Annotated in this window: 18 protein-coding genes; 10 read left to right on the top strand and 8 right to left on the bottom strand. The window is 57.1% G+C overall.

The genetic code is table 11. The features are described 5' to 3' along the window. Positions 1 to 109: 109 nt before the first annotated feature. From sirB1 to hemA, 5 genes are read right to left on the bottom strand one after another with little or no spacing between them, the layout of a single operon-like run. Positions 110 to 922, bottom strand: a complete 813-nt coding sequence (sirB1, locus tag K7H21_RS11270) for an invasion regulator SirB1 (RefSeq protein ID WP_004121806.1) — start codon at positions 920 to 922, stop codon at positions 110 to 112. 3 nt (positions 923 to 925) lie between these two features. Beyond that, positions 926 to 1,318 (bottom strand): invasion regulator SirB2, encoded by a 393-nt coding sequence (sirB2, locus tag K7H21_RS11265; RefSeq protein WP_004121807.1) that lies wholly within the window; start codon positions 1,316 to 1,318, stop codon positions 926 to 928. After that, the gene (gene prmC, locus K7H21_RS11260) at positions 1,315 to 2,154 is read right to left on the bottom strand and encodes a peptide chain release factor N(5)-glutamine methyltransferase (RefSeq protein WP_087828966.1); all 840 of its coding nucleotides are present in this window, start codon (positions 2,152 to 2,154) and stop codon (positions 1,315 to 1,317) included. The genes sirB2 and prmC overlap by 4 nt, the downstream gene beginning before the upstream one ends. Then, a complete protein-coding gene (gene prfA, locus K7H21_RS11255) occupies positions 2,154 to 3,236 on the bottom strand; it encodes a peptide chain release factor 1 (RefSeq protein WP_004851884.1) in 1,083 nt (360 codons plus the stop codon). Before prfA ends, prmC begins: the two co-directional genes overlap by 1 nt. A 43-nt stretch (positions 3,237 to 3,279) precedes the next feature. Next, positions 3,280 to 4,536 (bottom strand): glutamyl-tRNA reductase, encoded by a 1,257-nt coding sequence (gene hemA, locus K7H21_RS11250; protein WP_004121817.1) that lies wholly within the window; start codon positions 4,534 to 4,536, stop codon positions 3,280 to 3,282. 273 nt (positions 4,537 to 4,809) lie between these two features. Here hemA and lolB point away from each other — a divergent pair, with 273 nt between their 5' ends. From lolB to dauA, 4 genes are all read left to right on the top strand, one after another. Then, the gene (gene lolB, locus K7H21_RS11245; protein WP_004103154.1) at positions 4,810 to 5,421 is read left to right on the top strand and encodes a lipoprotein insertase outer membrane protein LolB; all 612 of its coding nucleotides are present in this window, start codon (positions 4,810 to 4,812) and stop codon (positions 5,419 to 5,421) included. Beyond that, positions 5,421 to 6,269 (top strand): 4-(cytidine 5'-diphospho)-2-C-methyl-D-erythritol kinase, encoded by an 849-nt coding sequence (ispE, locus tag K7H21_RS11240; protein ID WP_162626066.1) that lies wholly within the window; start codon positions 5,421 to 5,423, stop codon positions 6,267 to 6,269. Before lolB ends, ispE begins: the two co-directional genes overlap by 1 nt. Before the next feature lie 182 nt (positions 6,270 to 6,451). Next, positions 6,452 to 7,399: a ribose-phosphate diphosphokinase gene (prs, locus tag K7H21_RS11235; RefSeq protein ID WP_004103157.1), complete on the top strand. Its 948-nt coding sequence runs from the start codon at positions 6,452 to 6,454 to the stop codon at positions 7,397 to 7,399. A gap of 249 nt (positions 7,400 to 7,648) precedes the next feature. Beyond that, complete coding sequence (gene dauA, locus K7H21_RS11230) at positions 7,649 to 9,328, top strand: C4-dicarboxylic acid transporter DauA (protein WP_223035781.1); 1,680 nt, start codon at positions 7,649 to 7,651, stop codon at positions 9,326 to 9,328. Here the strand turns inward: dauA and K7H21_RS11225 are convergent, their stop codons facing one another. Then, positions 9,329 to 10,375 carry a MerR family transcriptional regulator gene (locus K7H21_RS11225; protein WP_223035780.1) on the bottom strand — a complete coding sequence of 349 codons (1,047 nt, stop codon included), beginning with the start codon at positions 10,373 to 10,375 and terminating at the stop codon, positions 9,329 to 9,331. It abuts the gene before it with no gap. A 210-nt stretch (positions 10,376 to 10,585) separates the two neighbouring features. Further along, positions 10,586 to 10,861, bottom strand: a complete 276-nt coding sequence (ychH, locus tag K7H21_RS11220) for a stress-induced protein YchH (RefSeq protein WP_004121828.1) — start codon at positions 10,859 to 10,861, stop codon at positions 10,586 to 10,588. Between the two features lie 271 nt (positions 10,862 to 11,132). Here ychH and pth point away from each other — a divergent pair, with 271 nt between their 5' ends. Together pth and ychF are read left to right on the top strand one after the other, a co-directional pair. Continuing rightward, positions 11,133 to 11,717: an aminoacyl-tRNA hydrolase gene (pth, locus tag K7H21_RS11215; protein ID WP_004121831.1), complete on the top strand. Its 585-nt coding sequence runs from the start codon at positions 11,133 to 11,135 to the stop codon at positions 11,715 to 11,717. 117 nt (positions 11,718 to 11,834) lie between these two features. Next, on the top strand, positions 11,835 to 12,929 hold the full coding sequence (ychF, locus tag K7H21_RS11210; RefSeq protein WP_049113556.1) for a redox-regulated ATPase YchF: 1,095 nt from the start codon (positions 11,835 to 11,837) through the stop codon (positions 12,927 to 12,929). 72 nt (positions 12,930 to 13,001) lie between these two features. Here ychF and K7H21_RS11205 read toward each other — a convergent pair whose 3' ends face one another. Further along, positions 13,002 to 14,786 (bottom strand): sigma-54 interaction domain-containing protein, encoded by a 1,785-nt coding sequence (locus tag K7H21_RS11205; RefSeq protein ID WP_049113582.1) that lies wholly within the window; start codon positions 14,784 to 14,786, stop codon positions 13,002 to 13,004. A gap of 489 nt (positions 14,787 to 15,275) precedes the next feature. On the opposite strand from K7H21_RS11205, the gene ygeW reads away from it, so the two are divergent. The 4 genes from ygeW to hydA all read left to right on the top strand — a co-directional run bounded on the left by ygeW (position 15,276) and on the right by hydA (position 20,455). Then, positions 15,276 to 16,463: a knotted carbamoyltransferase YgeW gene (ygeW, locus tag K7H21_RS11200; protein WP_004121840.1), complete on the top strand. Its 1,188-nt coding sequence runs from the start codon at positions 15,276 to 15,278 to the stop codon at positions 16,461 to 16,463. A 60-nt stretch (positions 16,464 to 16,523) separates the two neighbouring features. Next, positions 16,524 to 17,723 (top strand): diaminopropionate ammonia-lyase, encoded by a 1,200-nt coding sequence (dpaL, locus tag K7H21_RS11195; protein WP_004121843.1) that lies wholly within the window; start codon positions 16,524 to 16,526, stop codon positions 17,721 to 17,723. A gap of 63 nt (positions 17,724 to 17,786) precedes the next feature. Then, entirely contained in the window at positions 17,787 to 18,998 is a 1,212-nt protein-coding gene (locus tag K7H21_RS11190; RefSeq protein WP_004121846.1) for a YgeY family selenium metabolism-linked hydrolase, read from the top strand. Between the two features lie 50 nt (positions 18,999 to 19,048). Next, positions 19,049 to 20,455 (top strand): dihydropyrimidinase, encoded by a 1,407-nt coding sequence (gene hydA, locus K7H21_RS11185; RefSeq protein WP_004121850.1) that lies wholly within the window; start codon positions 19,049 to 19,051, stop codon positions 20,453 to 20,455. Positions 20,456 to 20,457 lie beyond the last annotated feature (2 nt).

The raw sequence follows: 20,457 nt of genomic DNA, 5'->3' as shown, positions 1-20,457 counted from the left end.
GGAGGGCGAGCGTCGCGAGTCAATCCTCACGTACTACGTGTACGCTCCGGGATCGAAGCGCTGTCCGTGTCCAAACTGGCTGCGCCAGGAGCGCCTGCTGGGATTGGCTTTAATGCAAAGTAATTTGTTTGTGCGAAATGGTGTTGATCTGCGCGCGGATCATCTCGCTAATGGGATCCTCCGGGCACTGTTCAACGAAGTAACTGAGGTCCTGCAACGCCACGTGATCGCAATCGAGCTGGGCGTATATCAGCCCGCGATCGCGAATTTCGTACGGATCTTCCGGGTTGAACTGCAGCAGCGCTTCGCTGGTGCGTAACGCCAGCTCCATCTGCCGCTCTTCCATCAGCGCCGATTTCAGGGTGTCGAGCAGCTTACGGATCACTTCCGCGTTATCGGCTTCGTCGAGATCTTCGTTAAACAGCTCGGCGACCGGGCTAATATTACCCTTCAGCCACACTTCCAGCATATGCTCGTTCAGCGTTTCGCCGTTAAACGGATTAATGAGCCACATCTCTTCGCTCTCTTGCGGATCGGCGCGCAGCAGCATCTGGGTCGGGAAAATAACCGGAACCACCGGCAGCGCCAGACGCTGAGCGATCCACAGCAGGATTGCGCCTAACGACACCGCGCTACCCTGACGGTTGTTGAGGACCTTATCAAGCCAGAGCACATCGGACAGACGGTAAACGCCGCGTGAATCGCTGAAGCCCCAGTCGTGATAGAACAGCTCCAGCAGACGCTCTATCTGACGTTCCTGGTCCCAGGAAGAGGCAATCTCCTCCTGCGCCAGGGCCAGCAGCCGCTCCAGCTCATCCTGCACATAGTGCGTCGGAAAATCGTCGCGGATTAATTCAGAAATGAGGACCATGCCGTCACATAACGGCGCTTTATTAAATTCGAAATCAGCTAACGACCTCATGCCTTACCCCAATAACGGTATTCTTGTGATGGCGAGTTGAATAATGATAAACAACACCACCAGGGCCAGCAGAAAGGCGACAAACCGGCTCTGCTGACTGCGCGAGCGACGACGGCCCAGCGCGATAAATCCCAATGCGATATAAATGATAACGCCAAACAGCTTCTCAGTCAGCCATGTACCCTCTTCGGTAAACGGCAGATAGTGCGTTATTGCCATTAATCCCGCGCCGCTGAGAAACAGCAGCGTATCGCTACAGTGCGGCGCAATGCGGACCCAGCGCTGGTCGAGCAGGCGGTTCCCGCTCCAGCTCCACCAGTAGCGCAGCACGAACAGGCTGACCGAGACCACTACGCAGGCGATATGCAAATACAGTACCGCGTTAAACAGATTCATACCTCTCCCTGATAATGCCCGAGCGTCAGGCGCTCGTTGTCTCCATAATCGCGGCAGGTGGCAATATTACCATAACCCGCCTCGCGAAAGAGCTCCCGCACCGCCAGGCCCTGCGTCCAGCCATGTTCCAGCAGCATCACGCCGCCGGCAGCAAGATAGCGGCGGCCTTCGCGGATGATATGCGCCAGATCGGCCAGACCGCCATCGGCGGCGACCAGCGCCGTTTTCGGCTCAAAGCGGACATCGCCCTGCGCCAGATGCGGGTCAGTTTCGTCGATATAGGGCGGATTGCTGACGATGATGTCGAACTGCTGCCCGGCGAGCGCGCTAAACCAGTCGCTTTGCAGCACGCTAACGTTAGGCATAGCGAGATGTTCAACGTTGCGCGCGGCCAGCGCGACCGCATCGGGCATCACGTCGACGGCGGTGACGCGGCAGTCCGGGCGTTCGCTGGCCAGCGCCAGAGCGATCGCGCCGGTGCCGGTGCCGAGATCGAGAATGCGGCACGGCTCACCGGGTAAGCGCGCCAGCGCCTGTTCAACCAGGCACTCGGTATCCGGACGCGGAATCAGCGTCGCGGGAGAGACGAACAGCGGCAGCGACCAGAATTCGCGCTGGCCCACCAGGTGAGCTACCGGTTCGCCCCTGGCGCGACGGCTGAGTAGCGTTTCCAGCTCTGCGGCCTGCGCCGCGGTCAGCGCCGTTTCGCCAAAGGCGAGAATATAGGTTCGCGCTCTGCCGGTCACGTGACCCAGCAGGATTTCGGCATCCCGGCGCGGGCTTTCACTTTGGCTCAGGCGGGCGATAGCCTGGATCAGCCACTGCTGAAAAGTCATCATTCCTGCTCGGAAAGGGCGGCCAGCTGATCGGCCTGATATTCCTGAACGATCGGCTCAATCAGCATATCCAGTTTGCCTTCCATCGCTTCGTCCAGACGGTAGAGCGTCAGGTTGATGCGGTGATCGGTCACGCGGCCCTGCGGAAAGTTATAGGTGCGGTTACGATCGCTGCGATCGCCGCTGCCCAGCAGGTTACGACGCTCGGAAGCTTCCGCCTGCTGGCGCCTGGAGACTTCGGCGGCGCGGATGCGCGCGCCAAGCACCGACAGCGCTTTCGCTTTGTTTTTGTGCTGAGAACGTTCGTCCTGACACTCGACGACAATGCCGGTCGGCAGGTGAGTAATACGGATCGCCGAGTCGGTGGTGTTAACGTGCTGACCGCCCGCGCCGGAGGAACGGAAGGTATCGATGCGCAGATCGCTCGGGTTGATGTCCGGCATTTCGGCTTCCGGCAACTCTGGCATCACCGCCACGGTGCAGGCGGAGGTATGAATACGTCCCTGGGATTCGGTGGCCGGTACGCGCTGTACGCGATGGCCGCCGGATTCGAACTTCAGCCGACCATAAACGCCGTCGCCGCTGATTTTGGCGATCACTTCTTTAAAGCCGCCGTGCTCGCCTTCGTTGGCGCTCATGATTTCCACGCGCCAACGGCGCGATTCCGCGTAACGGCTGTACATACGGAACAGATCGCCCGCGAACAGCGCCGCTTCATCGCCGCCGGTACCGGCGCGAACTTCAACAAACGCGTTACGCTCGTCGTCCGGGTCTTTAGGCAGCAGCAGAACCTGCAGCTGCTGCTCCATCTGTTCACCCTTCTCTTTCGCTTCGCGCAGCTCTTCCTGCGCCATTTCGCGCATTTCCGGGTCATCGAGCATCATCTGCGCGGCTTCGATATCATCCTGCAGCTGGCGCCAGTCGGTATAGCAGCGGGCGACGTCGCTCAGCTGCGCGTATTCGCGGGATAACGCGCGAAACTTATCCTGATCGGCGATAGTCGCGGCATCGCCGAGTAGCGCCTGAACTTCCTCATGGCGTTCGTAAAGGGCTTCCAGTTTGGCAACAATAGAAGGCTTCATAGGCGTGAATTCACCCTGTCCTAAAAAAAGAGAGAAAGGTGCGCTATTCCAGCCCGAGGCTGTTGCGCAGAATATGCAGGCGTTCATCATCCCCGTCACGGGCGGCCTGCTGAAGAGATTTGGTTGGCGAGTGGATCAGGCGGTTAGTCAGCTTGCGCGCCAGATCCTGCATAATTTCCTGCGCATCGCCGCCCTGATTGAGCGCCGCCAGCGCTTTAGCCGTCAGCTCCTCGCGGACCTGATCGGCCTGGGAGCGATATTCGCGGATAGTCTCGCTGGCGCTCTGGGCGCGCAGCCAGGCCATAAATTCGCTGGCTTCCTGCTCAACAATGGTTTCTGCCTGCACCGCCGCGGCTTTACGCTGCGCCAGGTTGTGCTGAATGATGTTTTGCAGATCGTCAACGCTGTAGAGATAGGCGTTCGCCAGTTTGCCAACCTCCGGTTCGACATCGCGCGGAACGGCAATATCGACCAGCAGCATCGGCTGGTTGCGGCGCGCCTTCAGCGCACGCTCCACCATCCCTTTACCGATAATCGGCAGCGGGCTGGCGGTAGAACTAATAATGATATCCGCTTCTTTAAGCCGCTCGTCGATGTCGCTCAGGGCGATCACCTCCGCGCCAACCTCATCGGCCAGCGCCTGAGCGCGCTCGCGGGTGCGGTTGGCAATCACCATTTTGCGCACCTTATGCTCGCGCAGATGGCGGGCCACCAGCTCAATGGTTTCACCGGCGCCAACCAGCAGCACGGTAACGCTGGAGAGGGATTCAAAGATTTGCCGCGCCAGAGTACAGGCGGCAAAGGCCACGGAGACCGCGCTGGCGCCGATATCGGTTTCGGTACGCACGCGTTTGGCCACTGAGAACGACTTCTGGAACATGCGCTCCAGCTCGCTGACGTTAAGATGCCCGCGGCTGGAATCAGCAAAGGCTTTTTTTACCTGCCCGAGGATCTGCGGCTCGCCCAGCACCAGCGAATCAAGACCGCTGGCGACGCGCATCAGATGGCTGACCGCATCGTTGTCCTGATGCCAGTAGAGGCTTTTGCGCAGATCGTCTTCATTTAAGCCGTGGTAATCGCACAGCCAGCGGATAAGAACTTCCTGAAGGTTATCCTGCTCTTCGACGCTGAGGTAGAGTTCCGTGCGGTTACAGGTCGACAGCACCACCCCGCCCTGCACCATTGGCTGAGCCAGCAAGCTCTCCAGCGCCTGGTCGAGCGTGTCCGGCGAAAACGTTACGCGTTCTCGCAGCGCTACAGGAGCTGTTTTGTGGTTAATGCCAAGAGCTAAAAGCGTCATTGTGAGGGAGTAGTACCAGCGTTGCTAAGGTTAGTCTGCAGGCATCATACAGGATGCGCGTAATCAATAAAAGAGAGGCTCCCCTTTTGGAGTAATAGCTAATCTGTAATAGCCATTAACGGTAATTTTTTGATTTCAGACAACTTGAACGTAGACGCTACCGCCCGGCAACGCTAGCATTAATGGTTATTATTGTAACCCGCTACACAAATCGGCCAGCTGTTACTCTCATTTGCCGCATTTCACTGTAGACATCAAGGATTTGTCATCATTATGAATCGACTGTTCCGCCTGTTGCCGCTGGCAAGCCTCGTCCTGACCGCCTGTGCGATTAATGCTCCGAAAGGGCCGGGTAAAAGCCCGGATTCTCCACAGTGGCGTCAGCACCAGCAAGATGTCCGCAATCTCAATCAGTTTCAGACGCGCGGCGCTTTCGCTTATCTTTCGGATGAGCAAAAGGTGTATGCCCGCTTCTTCTGGCAGCAAACCGGCCAGGACCGCTATCGCCTGCTGCTGACTAACCCGCTCGGTAGCACCGAGCTGTCGTTAACCGCCCAGCCGGGCAACGTGCAGCTGATTGATAATAAAGGACAGACCTACACGGCGACCGATGCCGAAGAGATGATTGGCCGGCTGACCGGCATGCCGATTCCGCTCAATAGCCTGCGCCAGTGGATTATTGGCCTGCCTGGCGAAGCCACCGACTACTCGCTTGATGACCAGTACCGCCTGCGCGAACTGAATTACACGCAAAACGGCAAGACCTGGCACGTCACCTGGGGCGGTTACACCTCCGACACAAAACCGTCGCTGCCGGCCAATATGGAGCTTAACGACGGCAGCCAGCGCATCAAGCTGAAAATGGATAACTGGATTGTGAAATGATGACCCGCTGGCCCTCTCCCGCAAAGCTGAACCTGTTTTTGTACATTACCGGGCGGCGCGTCGACGGTTACCACACGCTGCAGACGCTGTTTCAGTTTCTGGATTATGGCGACACGCTGACGATTGAACCGCGCGATGACGGTCAACTGCGTCTGCTGACGCCGGTTGAAGGCGTGCCGGATGAAGAGAACCTGATCATCCGCGCGGCCAGGCTATTAATGCAGGCCGCAGCGCAGGCCGGGACGCTTCCCCCGGGCAGCGGCGCCGATATCAGCATCGACAAGGTGCTGCCGATGGGCGGCGGCCTCGGCGGCGGCTCGTCCAACGCCGCAACCGTTCTGGTGGCGCTGAATCATTTATGGGGCTGCCATCTCTCGGAAGATCAGCTGGCGGCTTTGGGTCTGCAGCTGGGCGCCGACGTGCCGGTGTTCGTTCGCGGGCACGCGGCCTTTGCCGAAGGTATTGGGGAAATTCTGACCCCGGCCGAACCGGAGGAAAAATGGTATCTGGTGGCGCATCCGGGAGTCAGCATTCCAACGCCGATCATTTTTCGCGATCCGCAACTGCCGCGCGATACCCCGGTCAGGTCAATTAATACGTTATTAAAATGTAAATTCGGCAATGATTGCGAGGTTATCGCAAGAAAACGTTTTCGTGAGGTTGATGCGGCGCTTTCCTGGCTGTTAGAATATGCGCCGTCGCGCCTGACTGGCACCGGTGCATGTGTATTTGCTGAATTTGACACTGAATCCGCCGCTCGTCAGGTGCTTGAAAAAGCCCCGGCATGGCTGCATGGCTTCGTGGCGCGAGGTGTTAACATCTCTCCGCTCAAGCAGGCGCTGCGCTAAGTTCTGCTAAACTATAGCAAATTTGGCGAAAACGCCGGGGAAACTGAGTTACGGTGACAACGTCACCCTGTTCCAGACGTTGCATCGGGCTCTTTAATACACCGCCTGGATGAAATCGTGCCCACCCGCACAGTTTTTGGCCCATTTCATCCACCACTGGACGCATGCCTGAGGTTCTTCTCGTGCCTGATATGAAGCTTTTTGCTGGTAACGCCACCCCGGAACTAGCACAACGTATTGCCAACCGCCTGTACACTTCTCTTGGCGACGCCGCCGTAGGTCGTTTTAGCGACGGTGAAGTCAGCGTACAAATCAATGAAAACGTACGCGGTGGTGATATTTTCATCATCCAGTCCACTTGTGCTCCCACCAACGACAACCTGATGGAACTGGTTGTTATGGTTGATGCTCTGCGTCGTGCTTCGGCAGGTCGTATCACCGCTGTTATCCCTTACTTCGGTTATGCTCGCCAGGACCGTCGTGTTCGTTCTGCTCGTGTGCCTATCACCGCGAAAGTGGTTGCTGACTTCCTGTCCAGCGTCGGCGTCGACCGCGTTCTGACCGTTGACCTGCACGCAGAACAAATTCAGGGCTTCTTTGACGTTCCGGTTGATAACGTATTCGGCAGCCCGATCCTGCTGGAAGACATGCTGCAGCTGAACCTGGACAACCCTATCGTGGTTTCTCCGGACATCGGCGGCGTAGTTCGCGCTCGCGCTATCGCCAAGCTGCTGAACGATACCGATATGGCTATCATCGACAAACGCCGTCCGCGCGCTAACGTTTCTCAGGTGATGCACATCATCGGTGACGTCGCCGGTCGCGACTGCGTAATGGTTGACGATATGATCGATACCGGCGGCACCCTGTGTAAAGCGGCTGAAGCGCTGAAAGAGCGCGGCGCTAAACGCGTATTCGCCTACGCGACGCACCCGATCTTCTCCGGCAATGCTATCCAGAACATCAAGAACTCAGTGATTGACGAATTCGTCGTCTGCGATACTATTCCGCTGACGCCGGAAATCAAAGCGCTGGAAAAAGTCCGTACCCTGACGCTGTCTGGTATGCTGGCCGAAGCGATTCGTCGTATCAGCAACGAAGAATCTATCTCTGCTATGTTCGAACATTAATCGAGCCCGGCACAAAAACCCGCTGCGGCGGGTTTTTTTGTCTCTAAACCTTTTATTCTCCACAAAATCATTCGGCATGCGTCATGGCGGCAAGTGAATGAATCTCCGGCAACGTACAGGCAGTACAGGATCGGGGTCAATGAACGCAGCCAACGCAGAGGCATCCCGAAGGATGACGTGGAAATGACCGATGCCTCCTTCACCTGCCATTTAGTTGACAGATGATGCGCTCATGGATGAAACATTATTGTGAACAGATTATTTTCCTCACATGTGATGCCTTTCCGCGCCCTCATCGACGCTTGTTGGAAAGAAAAATATACCGCTTCGCGGTTTACTCGTGATGTGATTGCCGGGATTACCGTCGGAATTATCGCTATCCCACTGGCGATGGCGCTGGCAATTGGCAGCGGGGTGGCGCCGCAGTACGGTCTCTATACCTCAGCGGTGGCGGGGATCGTCATTGCGTTAACCGGCGGGTCACGCTTCAGCGTATCCGGGCCTACCGCCGCTTTCGTGGTGATCCTCTACCCAGTCTCGCAGCAGTTCGGACTTGCCGGGCTGCTGGTCGCCACCTTGATGTCGGGGATCTTCCTGATTCTTTTCGGCCTGGCGCGCTTTGGCCGCTTGATTGAGTATATTCCGCTATCGGTCACTCTCGGCTTCACCTCCGGGATCGGTATCACCATCGGTACCATGCAAATTAAAGATTTTCTCGGCCTGCAGATGGCGCACGTGCCTGAACATTATCTGCAGAAAGTCGGCGCGCTGGCGATGGCGCTGCCGACCATTAATCCCGGCGATGCCGCCATCGGCGTGGTCACGCTGGGCACGCTGATTATCTGGCCGCGTCTGGGGATTCGTCTGCCGGGCCACCTGCCGGCCCTGCTGGCGGGCTGCGCGGTGATGGGCGTAGTCAACCTGCTTGGCGGGCACGTCGCCACCATTGGCTCTCAGTTCCACTATATTCTCGCCGACGGCAGCCAGGGCAACGGTATTCCGCAGCTGCTGCCGCAGCTGGTGCTGCCGTGGGATATGCCGGGTTCAGACTTCACCCTCAGCTGGTCTTCGCTGCAGGCGCTGCTGCCGGCGGCGTTTTCCATGGCCATGCTCGGGGCGATTGAGTCCCTGCTGTGCGCTGTGGTGCTGGACGGCATGACCGGCACCAAACACAAGGCCAATAGCGAGTTGATTGGCCAGGGGCTCGGCAATATCGTGGCGCCGTTCTTCGGCGGCATTACTGCCACCGCCGCCATCGCCCGCTCGGCGGCCAACGTCCGCGCTGGCGCGACCTCGCCGGTTTCCGCCGTGATCCATGCGCTACTGGTGATTATGGCGCTGCTGGTGCTTGCCCCTCTGCTCTCCTGGCTGCCGCTTTCCGCGATGGCGGCGCTGCTGCTGATGGTGGCATGGAATATGAGCGAAGCGTACAAGGTCGTTAACCTGCTGCGCTATGCGCCGAAAGACGACATTATCGTCATGCTGATGTGCATGTCGCTGACCGTACTGTTTGATATGGTCATCGCGATTAGCGTCGGCATCGTGCTGGCTTCCCTGCTGTTTATGCGCCGGATCGCGCGGATGACCCGTCTGGCGCCGGTCAACGTTGAGGTTCCGGATGATGTGCTGGTGCTGCGCGTCATTGGTCCGCTGTTTTTCGCCGCCGCGGAAGGCTTGTTTACCGATCTGGAAACGCGGGTCGCAGGCAAGCGTATTGTGGTGCTGAAATGGGATGCGGTGCCGGTGCTGGACGCCGGCGGACTGGATGCCTTCCAGCGTTTCGTGAAGAAGCTGCCGGAAGGCTGTGAGCTGCGCGTGTCGAACCTGGAATTTCAGCCGCTGCGCACCCTGGCGCGGGCAGGCGTTAAACCGATTCCGGGCCGTCTGAGCTTCTACCCGGACCGCAACGCCGCGCTGGCGGATATTTAATTACCCGGCGGCAGGCCCTGATGCCTGCCGCATCATCACGCCAATCGCCTGCTGAAGCCAGCCAAGCACCTCCGCCGTCATCCAGGTTCCCTTCATCAAATGCGGCTCCCGCTCCATGGCATAACGAAACTTCTGCTGCGTATGAGGATCCGTTCCCGCATATGACTGGAATAGCCCCAGCCAGCGCTGCGCCAGCTGCTGACCTTCCACGGATGCCGGGGCCTGCTTTTCACGACAGGCCCGATGCAGGTCGGCCACCAGCGCCGGCCATTCCATCAGGCGATCGAAATAGTGCTGCCGCGTAAACGCCAGCTCTTCTGCATTCAGATAGCGCGCCCAGATGGCCAGCTTGCTTTCCGCAAAGGCATGGGTAATAAAATCAATCGTTTCCGGAGTCACTCCGGTTTGCTCGCGCATCTGCGGCTCAGCGGCGTGCATTTCATTCAGCCGGGTCAGAAACTCAGGCCTTCCGGCGGTATCCTGCTCCAGTTGCTCCATCCAGCGGGTTGCCAGCGCCATTGCCTGCGGCGCGTCTGCCGGGCAGCGTTGGCGCATGAGCTGCTGCGCTTCGCTAACCAGCTCCAGCCAGGTCTGATTGCGCTGCTCATCCTGCTCCGCGAACGGCAGCACCTGTAACTCCTGTTGACTAAACCAGCGATCGTACATTTTCATTAACTCCAGCGTTTGTAGCCAGGACTCCAGGTCGGGTTCGCCTCCGCTGTCCAGCTCTTCACGCAGCAGCGCCAGGCGCTGGCGCAACGTTGAGAGAGTTTGTAGCTGCCGGTCGAGGGTGGTTATCTGCTTAACCAGCAGGTCGGACAGCGAGAAAGCGTCCCGGTCGAGATAGTCCTTGATAGTGGCGAGTTCCAGCCCGGCCTGTGCCAGCGCTTTGATCATATGCAGCCGCTTTACGGCCGCCAGATTATATAACCGGTAACCCGCCGCGCTTCTGGCCGAAGGCGTCAGCAATCCCGTTTGTTCATAATGATGTAGCGTACGGACGGTCATTCCGGCGCGCTTCGCCAGTTCTCCCACCTGAATTAACATGATTGCTCCTTTCATCGACCAGTGGCGCCACTCTGCAGCCTGACGTTACGTCAGGGTCAAGCGCTCAGTACGCGAATTGTATTAGGCAGACTGTGCCGATGAAAGATGAAGAGAGATAAGGAGGATTTGAGACAACAACATGCGGGCGGCCTGAACGGACGGCATTAAAACGCACCAGCCGTTCACAACGGCTGGTGGTATGGAATTCACTCAGCTGTGGCGATGCTGATCGCGGCGGCAGCGTTTGTCGTAGTGACGAACCCACCAGTATCTGTCGCTAACCTGTTCATGACCGCCGACGCGAGCGCCTGCCAGCCACAGCACAGCGCCGACAAAGATACTCAGGATCGCGCCGTGCGCGAAAAACTGCGGCAGGTCAAGCTGCGGAAGCTGGTTTAAAATAGAATAACCAACGCCGACAACCATGACGACCAACCCCAACCCCATCAGCACATTACCGAGTAACGAAGCGTTTCTGCGTTTCATATGTCACCTCCGGAACCTTGGGTTGCATGGGAATATCCCCAAATCTTATAGGTGTAGTATAGACAATGAGCAATATACCGATTGCGTGAAGGATCACAGAAGCGAACATCTTGCCAACAAAAGTTTACAAATAACCCTCTGAACAACATCAAATTCTAATTATTCAAACCTGTTATTATCTCTGTCAGCCGCGCTTCGCTGGCAGAACTTTGTCAACCGCGCGCGCAGACAGTACACTACGCGCCAGAGAACGACCAAGCAGGATAAAAAAGTGAGCATAAAATTAATTGTCGGCCTGGCGAACCCCGGCGCTGAATACGCAGCGACCCGACATAACGCTGGCGCCTGGTACGTGGATTTACTGGCGGAACGCCACCGTGCGCCGCTGCGCGAAGAGAGCAAATTCTTCGGCTACACCTCGCGGATAAACCTTGCCGGCGAAGATGTCCGCCTGCTGGTGCCGACCACCTTTATGAACCTGAGCGGCAAAGCCGTCGGCGCGATGGCGACCTTCTTTCGTATTAACCCGGACGAAATCCTCGTCGCCCACGATGAGCTCGACTTACCGCCAGGCGTGGCGAAGTTCAAGCTGGGCGGCGGACACGGCGGCCATAATGGCCTGAAAGATATCATTAGTAAGCTGGGCAATAACCCGAACTTTCACCGCTTACGCGTGGGAATCGGCCATCCGGGCGATAAAAATAAAGTTGTCGGTTTTGTTTTGGGTAAACCGCCCGCCAGCGAACAGAAGCTGATTGATGAGGCCGTTGACGAAGCGGCACGCTGCACTGAGGTGTGGCTGAAAGATGGCCTGACGAAAGCGACCAACCGTTTACACGCTTTTAAAGCGCAATAACCGGTTGGCGTGCGGAATTTTTGTCACGCACCGTGTATAATAGGCGAAGCTATTTACTTTTCTGCAATCTGTTCACTGTAACAGGTTGATTATCCAAAGATTAAGGTGATTTAAATCATGGGATTCAAATGCGGTATCGTCGGTTTGCCCAACGTCGGCAAATCCACCCTGTTCAATGCGCTCACCAAAGCGGGTATTGAAGCGGCCAACTTCCCCTTCTGTACCATTGAGCCGAACACCGGTGTCGTGCCGATGCCCGATCCGCGTCTGGACAAACTGGCTGAAATCGTCAAACCACAGCGTATTCTGCCGACCACGATGGAATTCGTTGATATCGCCGGCCTCGTTAAAGGCGCGTCGAAAGGTGAAGGCCTGGGCAACCAGTTCCTGACCAACATCCGCGAAACCGAAGCTATCGGTCACGTGGTACGCTGTTTCGAAAACGACAACATCATTCACGTTAACAATAAAGTGGATCCGGCTGACGATATCGAGGTGATCAACACCGAGCTGGCGCTCTCTGACCTGGATACCTGCGAGCGCGCCATCCACCGCGTGCAGAAAAAAGCCAAAGGCGGCGATAAAGACGCGAAAGCCGAACTGGCGGCGCTGGAAAAATGCCTGCCGCAGTTGGAAAACGCCGGTATGCTGCGTGCGCTGAAAAACCTGACCGACGAAGACAAAGCAGCGATTAAATACCTGAGCTTCCTGACCCTGAAGCCGACCATGTATATCGCCAACGTCAACGAAGACGGTTTTGAGAACAACCCTTATCTTGATAAAGTTCGCGAAATCGCCGCCGCCGAAGGTTCCGTGGTGGTCGCCGTTTGCGCCGCCGTTGAGTCCGACATCGCCGAGCTGGACGATGCCGACCGCGATGAGTTTATGGCCGAGCTGGGTCTCGAAGAGCCGGGCCTGAACCGCGTTATCCGCGCCGGCTACGAGCTGCTGAACCTGCAGACCTACTTCACCGCAGGGGTGAAGGAAGTCCGTGCATGGACCATCCCGGTCGGCGCCACTGCACCGCAGGCCGCGGGTAAAATCCACACCGACTTCGAAAAAGGCTTTATCCGCGCGCAGACCATCGCTTATGAAGACTTTATTACCTATAAAGGTGAGCAGGGTGCCAAAGAAGCCGGGAAAATGCGTGCTGAAGGTAAAGACTACATCGTGAAAGATGGCGATGTGATGAACTTCCTGTTTAACGTCTAAGCTCTCCTTCGCAGAAATATCATTCATAAAATCCACGCACTTGCGTGGATTTTTTATTGCCCGCCATTGCCGTCAGTTCTGACCCGCCGCCAGCGAATATTTCTTTATTTTGCGATACAGCGTGGCGATACCAATCCCCAGCTCGTCCGCCGCCTGTTTTTTATTACTGTAGCGCGAGAGCGCATCGCGGATCATCTGCCGCTCCATCTCTTCTAGCGCCGTCACGTTCTCCTCCTGAGCGAGGGGCGCTGCCGCGGAAGCAGAAGACGGCGGCTGACTCGCCAGCTCGCTGCTGCTCAGCAAATTGGGCGGCAGCAGCGACATATCAATGATTTCTCCCGACGGCACCACGTTGACCAGGTACTCCATCAGGTTGCTGAGCTCGCGAATGTTGCCCGGCCAGCGGTAACGTTTAAGGAAATCGATCACGTCCTGCGCCACGCCAGGATATACCAGATTGAGGCGACCGGTATGCAGATGCAGGAAATAGTGAATCAGCAGCTCAATGTCGTCCTGACGTTCGCGCAGCGGCGGCAGGCGCAGCGGAATCACGTTCAGACGATAGTAGAGATCTTCGCGGAACTTCCCTTCCGCGATATACTGTTCCAGGTTTTGATTAGTCGCCGATATGATACGAATATCGACCTGGACCGGATGGCTGGCGCCCACCGGCTGAATCTCACGTGACTCAATGGCCCGCAGCAGCTTGGCCTGCAGAGTGAGCGGCATATCACCAATTTCGTCAAGAAACAGCGTACCGCTATTGGCCGCCTGAATCAGGCCGGTCTTGCCGTTCGCCGATGCGCCGGTAAACGCCCCCTTCACGTAGCCAAACAGTTCGCTTTCTAACAGCTGCTCGGGGATCGCGGCGCAGTTAATCGCGATAAAGGGCTTTGCGTGGCGGTCGCTGAGTTTGTGGATTGCGCGGGCAACAACCTCCTTGCCGGTGCCGCTCTCGCCGGCAATCATCACGCTGGATGGGCTCGGGGCCACGCGGCTGATCAGCTTTTTAAGCTGCCGCATAGGTCGACATTCTCCCACCATCGCCTCAATCTGCGGCCCTTCCTGCCCGCAGCTGAAATCGGCCGAAGAGTGCGACTGATGGAACGCCATTAAAAATAACCGCTGATCCTGCACCGCGTGCAGCTGACCGATAATGAGCTCCTTGCGATCGTCAAAGGAGATAATGTGCTGCATATGTCCGTGCTTGAAATTATCTTCGAAGGTCAGCGGCTGAAACTGGATTGACTTACCAATCACCTGCCCCTGAGTGACGTTCATTATTTTCAATGCGGCCTGGTTGGCAAATTTGACTCTTTGATCGTTGCCCATCACCAGCACGCCCTGATCCATATTTTCGATCATGGTTAAAAATATTTTATGGATATTGTCGCCGACCGCCCGCTCCTGCAAAAAGCGGGAAACGAATATGGTTGAGACATGACGAACATAATCAGAAAACTCCTGGATATTCGCATTTATACGTTCCTGCTGCTCGCGCGTCAGCGCAACCAGACTAATAACGCCGACGCAGCGGTCGTGATACATCACCGGCGTGCCAAGAAACGCTTTCTCCTCGCATTTCTCCTTATTGCTACAGTCTTTACAGAGGGGGTCGAAGCGGGAATGGGTGACGACTTTCTCGGTCTGTGTTTCAATAATGTAACGAAGAAGCCGCGAATTGGAATTTAATTTATAGCCAATCTGTTTACTATAAGCGCCGGTTCCGGCGACCCGGTATAATTCGTTATCAACAATCTCGACCTCCAGCTGCAGCACGCTGGATAACATCCTTGCAAACTTTTGAATTGTAGGCTGAATCTGCATTAAAATGGAGGGTGCTTTGGACGGTATCATGTCTATCGGCCTTCTATTATTGCTCACCTGTTCGGCGTCAAGCGAAGCGGCTTTATTTATCTCCGGGGAATGATAACACTCCTTCTAGCTACCCGCGTTGATATAGATAGGGCCAATTCCCCCACCTTATCTTAAATATGCAAGAGCTATCACAATTTCTTATCATTATGATAAATTTGCAGCGATTTTTATCATATTGGCGCAATGTGAAGATGATAATCGCATTATTTGCGGCGGCAACCCGCGCCTGTCTCGTTGAAATGGACGGCGGGGGAGAAATTTCACCTTTCCTTTCTCGTAATAACTCGCCTGAATTCGTGATAGACCTGGCATAATCTTAACTATTCAATCCTCTCCGCCGCCTCTCCCGGACGATTTGGCACGCTTATTGTTAGTGGTAATACAGCGCTGGCAGTCGCTAATTCGGCAACTCTGCATATCCGACCGCACAGCAATCAATAAGCCGTCATTCACGACCAGGATTGAAACATGAAAACTGTTAACGAACTGATTAAGGATATCAATAAACTTAACTCGCATCTCAGTGAGAAAGACTTTCTGCTGACCTGGGAACAATCGCCGGATGAGTTGAAACAGGTGCTGGACGTCGCCGCCGCGCTGAAAACGCTACGCGCTGAAAATATTGCCACCAAAGTGTTTAACAGCGGCCTGGGCATTTCCGTGTTCCGCGATAACTCAACCCGTACCCGCTTCTCCTATGCCTCGGCCCTCAATCTGTTAGGGCTGGCGCAGCAGGATCTGGATGAGGGGAAATCGCAGATTGCCCACGGCGAAACGGTGCGTGAAACCGCCAACATGATCTCCTTCTGCGCCGACGCCATCGGCATTCGCGATGACATGTTCCTTGGCGCGGGCAACGCCTATATGCGCGAAGTCGGCGAAGCGCTGGATGACGGTCACAAACAGGGTGTTCTGCCGCAGCGTCCGGCGTTGATCAATTTACAATGCGATATCGACCACCCAACGCAGTCCATGGCGGACCTCGCCTGGCTGCGCGAGCACTTCGGCTCGCTGGAGAACCTGAAAGGCAAGAAGATCGCCATGACCTGGGCCTATTCGCCGAGCTATGGCAAACCCCTCTCGGTGCCGCAGGGCATTATCGGCCTGATGACCCGCTTCGGTATGGAGGTCACCCTCGCCCACCCGGAAGGCTACGACCTGATCCCGGACGTTATCGAAGTGGCGAAAAACAACGCCCAGGCCTCCGGCGGCAGCTTCCGCCAGGTCAACAGCATGGAGGAAGCTTTTAAAGACGCCGATATCGTCTATCCGAAATCCTGGGCGCCGTACAAAGTGATGGAAAAACGCACCGAACTGCTGCGCGCTAACGACCACGAAGGGCTGAAGGCGCTGGAGAAAGCCTGCCTGGCGCAGAACGCCGGGCATAAAGACTGGCACTGTACGGAAGAGATGATGAAGCATACCCGTGACGGCGAAGCGCTGTACATGCACTGTCTGCCGGCGGATATCACCGGCGTCTCCTGCGAGGCGGGCGAAGTCACCGAAGGCGTCTTCGAGAAGTACCGGATCCCGACCTACAAAGAGGCAAGCTGGAAGCCGTACATCATCGCCGCGATGATCGTCTGCCGCAAATACGCGAACCCAGGCAAGGTGCTGGAGCAACTGCTCAAGGACGCGCAGAAACGCATCAAATAATCTCCCGGCTGGCCCGCGGGCCAGCCCCACGACTGTCGAAATAAAGGATAAGGATCGAGTATGTCTGCTTTCTCATTGAAAATGGATATTGCCGAAAACCGTTTTTTTAACGCGGAGACTTCACCGCTGTTTTCACGCCAGCAGGCGCAGCAGGCTCGCCGCTTTCATCAAAAGATTACCGGCTATAAGCCTACGCCGCTGGTGGCGCTGAACGAACTTTCCGCGCTGTTTGGGGTACAAAAAATCCTCGTTAAAGATGAATCCCGGCGCTTTGGCCTCAACGCCTTCAAAATGCTCGGCGGCTCTTACGCCATCGCCCGGCTGCTGTGTGAAAAATATCATTTAGATATCAACGATCTCTCCTTCGAAACGCTTAAATCCAGCATTAAAGAGAAGATGACTTTCGCCACCACCACCGACGGCAACCACGGCCGCGGCGTGGCGTGGGCGGCCCGCCAGTTAGGCCAGAACGCGGTCATCTATATGCCGAAAGGCTCCGCGCAGGAGCGGGTTGACGCCATTCTGCGCCTCGGCGCGGAATGCATCGTCACCGACATGAACTACGACGACACCGTCCGCTTTACCATGCAGACCGCGCAGAAAAACGGCTGGGAGGTGGTACAGGACACCGCCTGGGAAGGTTACACAAAAATTCCGACCTGGATTATGCAGGGCTACGCCACCCTCGCTGATGAAGCGGTAGAACAGCTCTCCTCAATGGGTATCGCTCGTCCGACGCACGTGCTCCTGCAGGGCGGCGTGGGGGCGATGGCCGGCGGCGTGTTGGGCTATCTGGCCGACGTCTACGGCGCAAAGCATCTCCATTCCATTATCGTCGAGCCGGAGCTAGCCGACTGCCTCTATCGCTCTGCGCTGAAGGGCCAGATGGTCAACGTCAGCGGCGATATGGCCACCATTATGGCCGGCCTTGCCTGCGGTGAGCCTAACCCGCTGGGCTGGGAAGTGCTGCGCAACTGCGCCACGCAGTTCGTCTCCTGTCAGGACGCCGTCGCCGCCCTCGGCATGCGGGTGCTGGGAAACCCGGCGGGCCAGGATCCGCGCATTATTTCCGGCGAATCCGGCGCCGTCGGTCTCGGCCTGCTGGCGGCGATTCATTTCCATCCGCAGCGCGAAGCCCTGATGCACAAGCTCAAGCTGGACAGCCGCTCCGTGGTGCTGGTGATTAGCACCGAAGGCGACACCGACGTTAAGCACTATCGCGAAGTCGTCTGGGAAGGCAGGCATCCGGCGGCGCAATAGCCGACTTAGCAAAATTCCTCCCGCCGCGCGGGAAGTCCGTATTCAGAACTGGAGAACATCGTTATGGCTAAGCAAATTCCGTTCAACGCAATCCTGGCAAAATCAAAACAGTACGAAAAAGAGATGACCCGTTTCCTGCGCGATATGATCGCTATCCCCAGCGAAAGCAGCGATGAGAAGCGCGTGGTACACCGCATTAAAGAAGAGATGGAAAAAGTCGGCTTCGATAAAGTTGAAATCGATCCGATGGGCAACGTGCTGGGCTACATCGGCCACGGTCCGCGTCTGCTGGCAATGGATGCGCACATTGATACCGTCGGTATTGGCAATATCAAAAACTGGAACTTTGACCCGTACGAAGGTATGGAGACCGATGAGCTGATCGGCGGACGCGGCGCGTCTGACCAGGAGGGCGGAATGGCCTCCATGGTTTACGCCGGTAAAATCATTAAAGATCTGGGCCTGGAAGATGAATATACCCTGCTGGTGACCGGTACCGTTCAGGAGGAGGATTGCGACGGCCTGTGCTGGCAGTACATTATTGAACAATCCGGCATTCGTCCTGAATTTGTCGTCAGCACCGAACCCACCGACTGCCAGATTTACCGCGGCCAGCGTGGGCGTATGGAGATCCGCGTGGAAGTTCAGGGCGTCAGCTGCCACGGCTCCGCCCCGGAGCGCGGCGATAACGCCATCTTCAAAATGGCGCCCGTTCTCACCGAGCTGGAACAGCTTTCGCACAAGCTGGGCGATGACGAATTCCTCGGCAAAGGCACCCTGACCGTTTCCGAGATTTTCTTCACCTCGCCGAGCCGCTGCGCGGTAGCGGATAGCTGCGCCGTCTCCATTGACCGCCGTCTGACCTGGGGCGAAACCTGGGAAGGCGCGCTGGATGAGATCCGCGCGCTGCCGGCAGTGAAAAAAGCCGCCGCGGTGGTCTCGATGTACAACTACGAGCGTCCCTCCTGGACTGGCCTGGTCTACCCGACCGAATGCTACTTCCCGACCTGGAAAGTGGAAGAGAACCACTTTACCGTCCGCGCCCTGAGCAACGCCTATGAAGGGCTGTTCGGCAAAGCGCCGGTGGTGGATAAGTGGACCTTCTCCACCAACGGCGTCTCCATTATGGGCCGCCACGGCATTCCGGTTATCGGCTTTGGGCCAGGGAAAGAGCCGGAAGCGCATGCGCCGAATGAGAAAACCTGGAAATCGCATCTGGTGACCTGCGCCGCGATGTATGCCGCCATCCCGCTGAGCTGGCTGGCCACGGAGTAATCGTTCGTCCTGTCTGCCGCTGCGTCCTGCGGCGGCATATTGAGGTTTCTATGCGCGTACTGATTAAAAATGGCCTCGTCGTCAACGCCGACGGCCAAGTGAAGCAGGACCTGCTTATCGAAGATGGCCTCGTCAAGCGCCTTGCCGATTCAATTGAGGCCGAACAACCCTGCGAAGTAATTGACGCCGAGGGCTGCTACGTGATGCCCGGCGGCGTCGACGTTCATACCCATTTCAATATTGACGTGGGTCTCGCCCGCAGCTGCGATGATTTCTTTACCGGCACCCGGGCCGCGGCCTGCGGCGGTACCACCACCATTGTTGATCATATGGGCTTCGGGCCCGTCGGCTGCCATTTGCGCCACCAGTTCGAGGTCTATCGCGGCTACGCCGCCTATAAAGCCGTTATCGACTACAGTTTTCACGGCGTTATCCAGCACGTTAACCACGGCATTCTCGACGAGATTCCGATGATGGTGGATAGCGGCATCAGCAGCTTTAAGCTCTATCTGACCTACCAGTACAAACTCAGCGATGATGAGATATTGCAGGCGATGCGCCACCTCCAGCGCGCCGGCGCGCTAACCACCGTTCATCCCGAAAACGATGCCGCCATCGCCCAGCGCCGGGCGGAATTTATCAACGCCGGTAAAACCGCGCCGCGCTATCACGCCCTGAGCCGCCCGCTGGAGTGCGAAGCGGAAGCCATAGCCCGAACCATCAATCTCGCGCAGCTGGCGGGGAACGCGCCGCTGTATATCGTGCATCTTTCCAACGCCCTGGGTCTGGACTATCTACGCCTGGCCAGAAGACGCCACCAGCCGGTGTGGGTGGAGACCTGCCCGCAGTATCTGCTGCTGGACGAGCGCTGCTACGAGCGCGAAGACGCGCTTAACTATCTGCTCAGCCCTCCTCTGCGCAACGCCAGCAACAACGACGCCCTCTGGAGCGGCATCAGCAATGGCGACATTGACACGGTCGCCACCGACCACTGCGCGTTCTCTGCGCAGCAGCGCAGGCAGATCTCCGGCGGCGACTTTAGCCGCTGCCCGAACGGTCTGCCGGGAGTGGAAAACCGCCTGCTGCTGCTGTTCTCGCATGGGGTCATGACCGGGCGCATCACCCCCGAGCGCTTTGTGGCGCTCACCAGCACCAATCCGGCGAAGCTGTTTGGCCTATGGCCGCAGAAGGGCTTGCTGGCGCCCGGCGCCGATGGCGACGTGGTCATCATCGACCCCAAACGCACCACCACCATTCGCCACGACATGCTGCACGACAACGCTGACTATTCACCCTATGAGGGCTTTATCTGCCAGGGCGCGATTCGCCAGACGCTCTCCCACGGCAGGGTGATTTTTGATAACGGCACTTTTACTGGCACCGCCGGTCAGGGCCGTTTTTTACGCCGACAACCCTTTTCCACCGCTCACCTGGCCGTCAGCGGAACAGAAACGTAATG

Source organism: Klebsiella sp. CTHL.F3a (assembly GCF_019890895.1).
GTDB classification, from domain to species: Bacteria; Pseudomonadota; Gammaproteobacteria; order Enterobacterales; family Enterobacteriaceae; genus Klebsiella; species Klebsiella grimontii.
The sequence above is the reverse complement of the archived record's forward strand: the minus strand, read 5'-3'. Positions and strand labels throughout refer to the sequence as shown.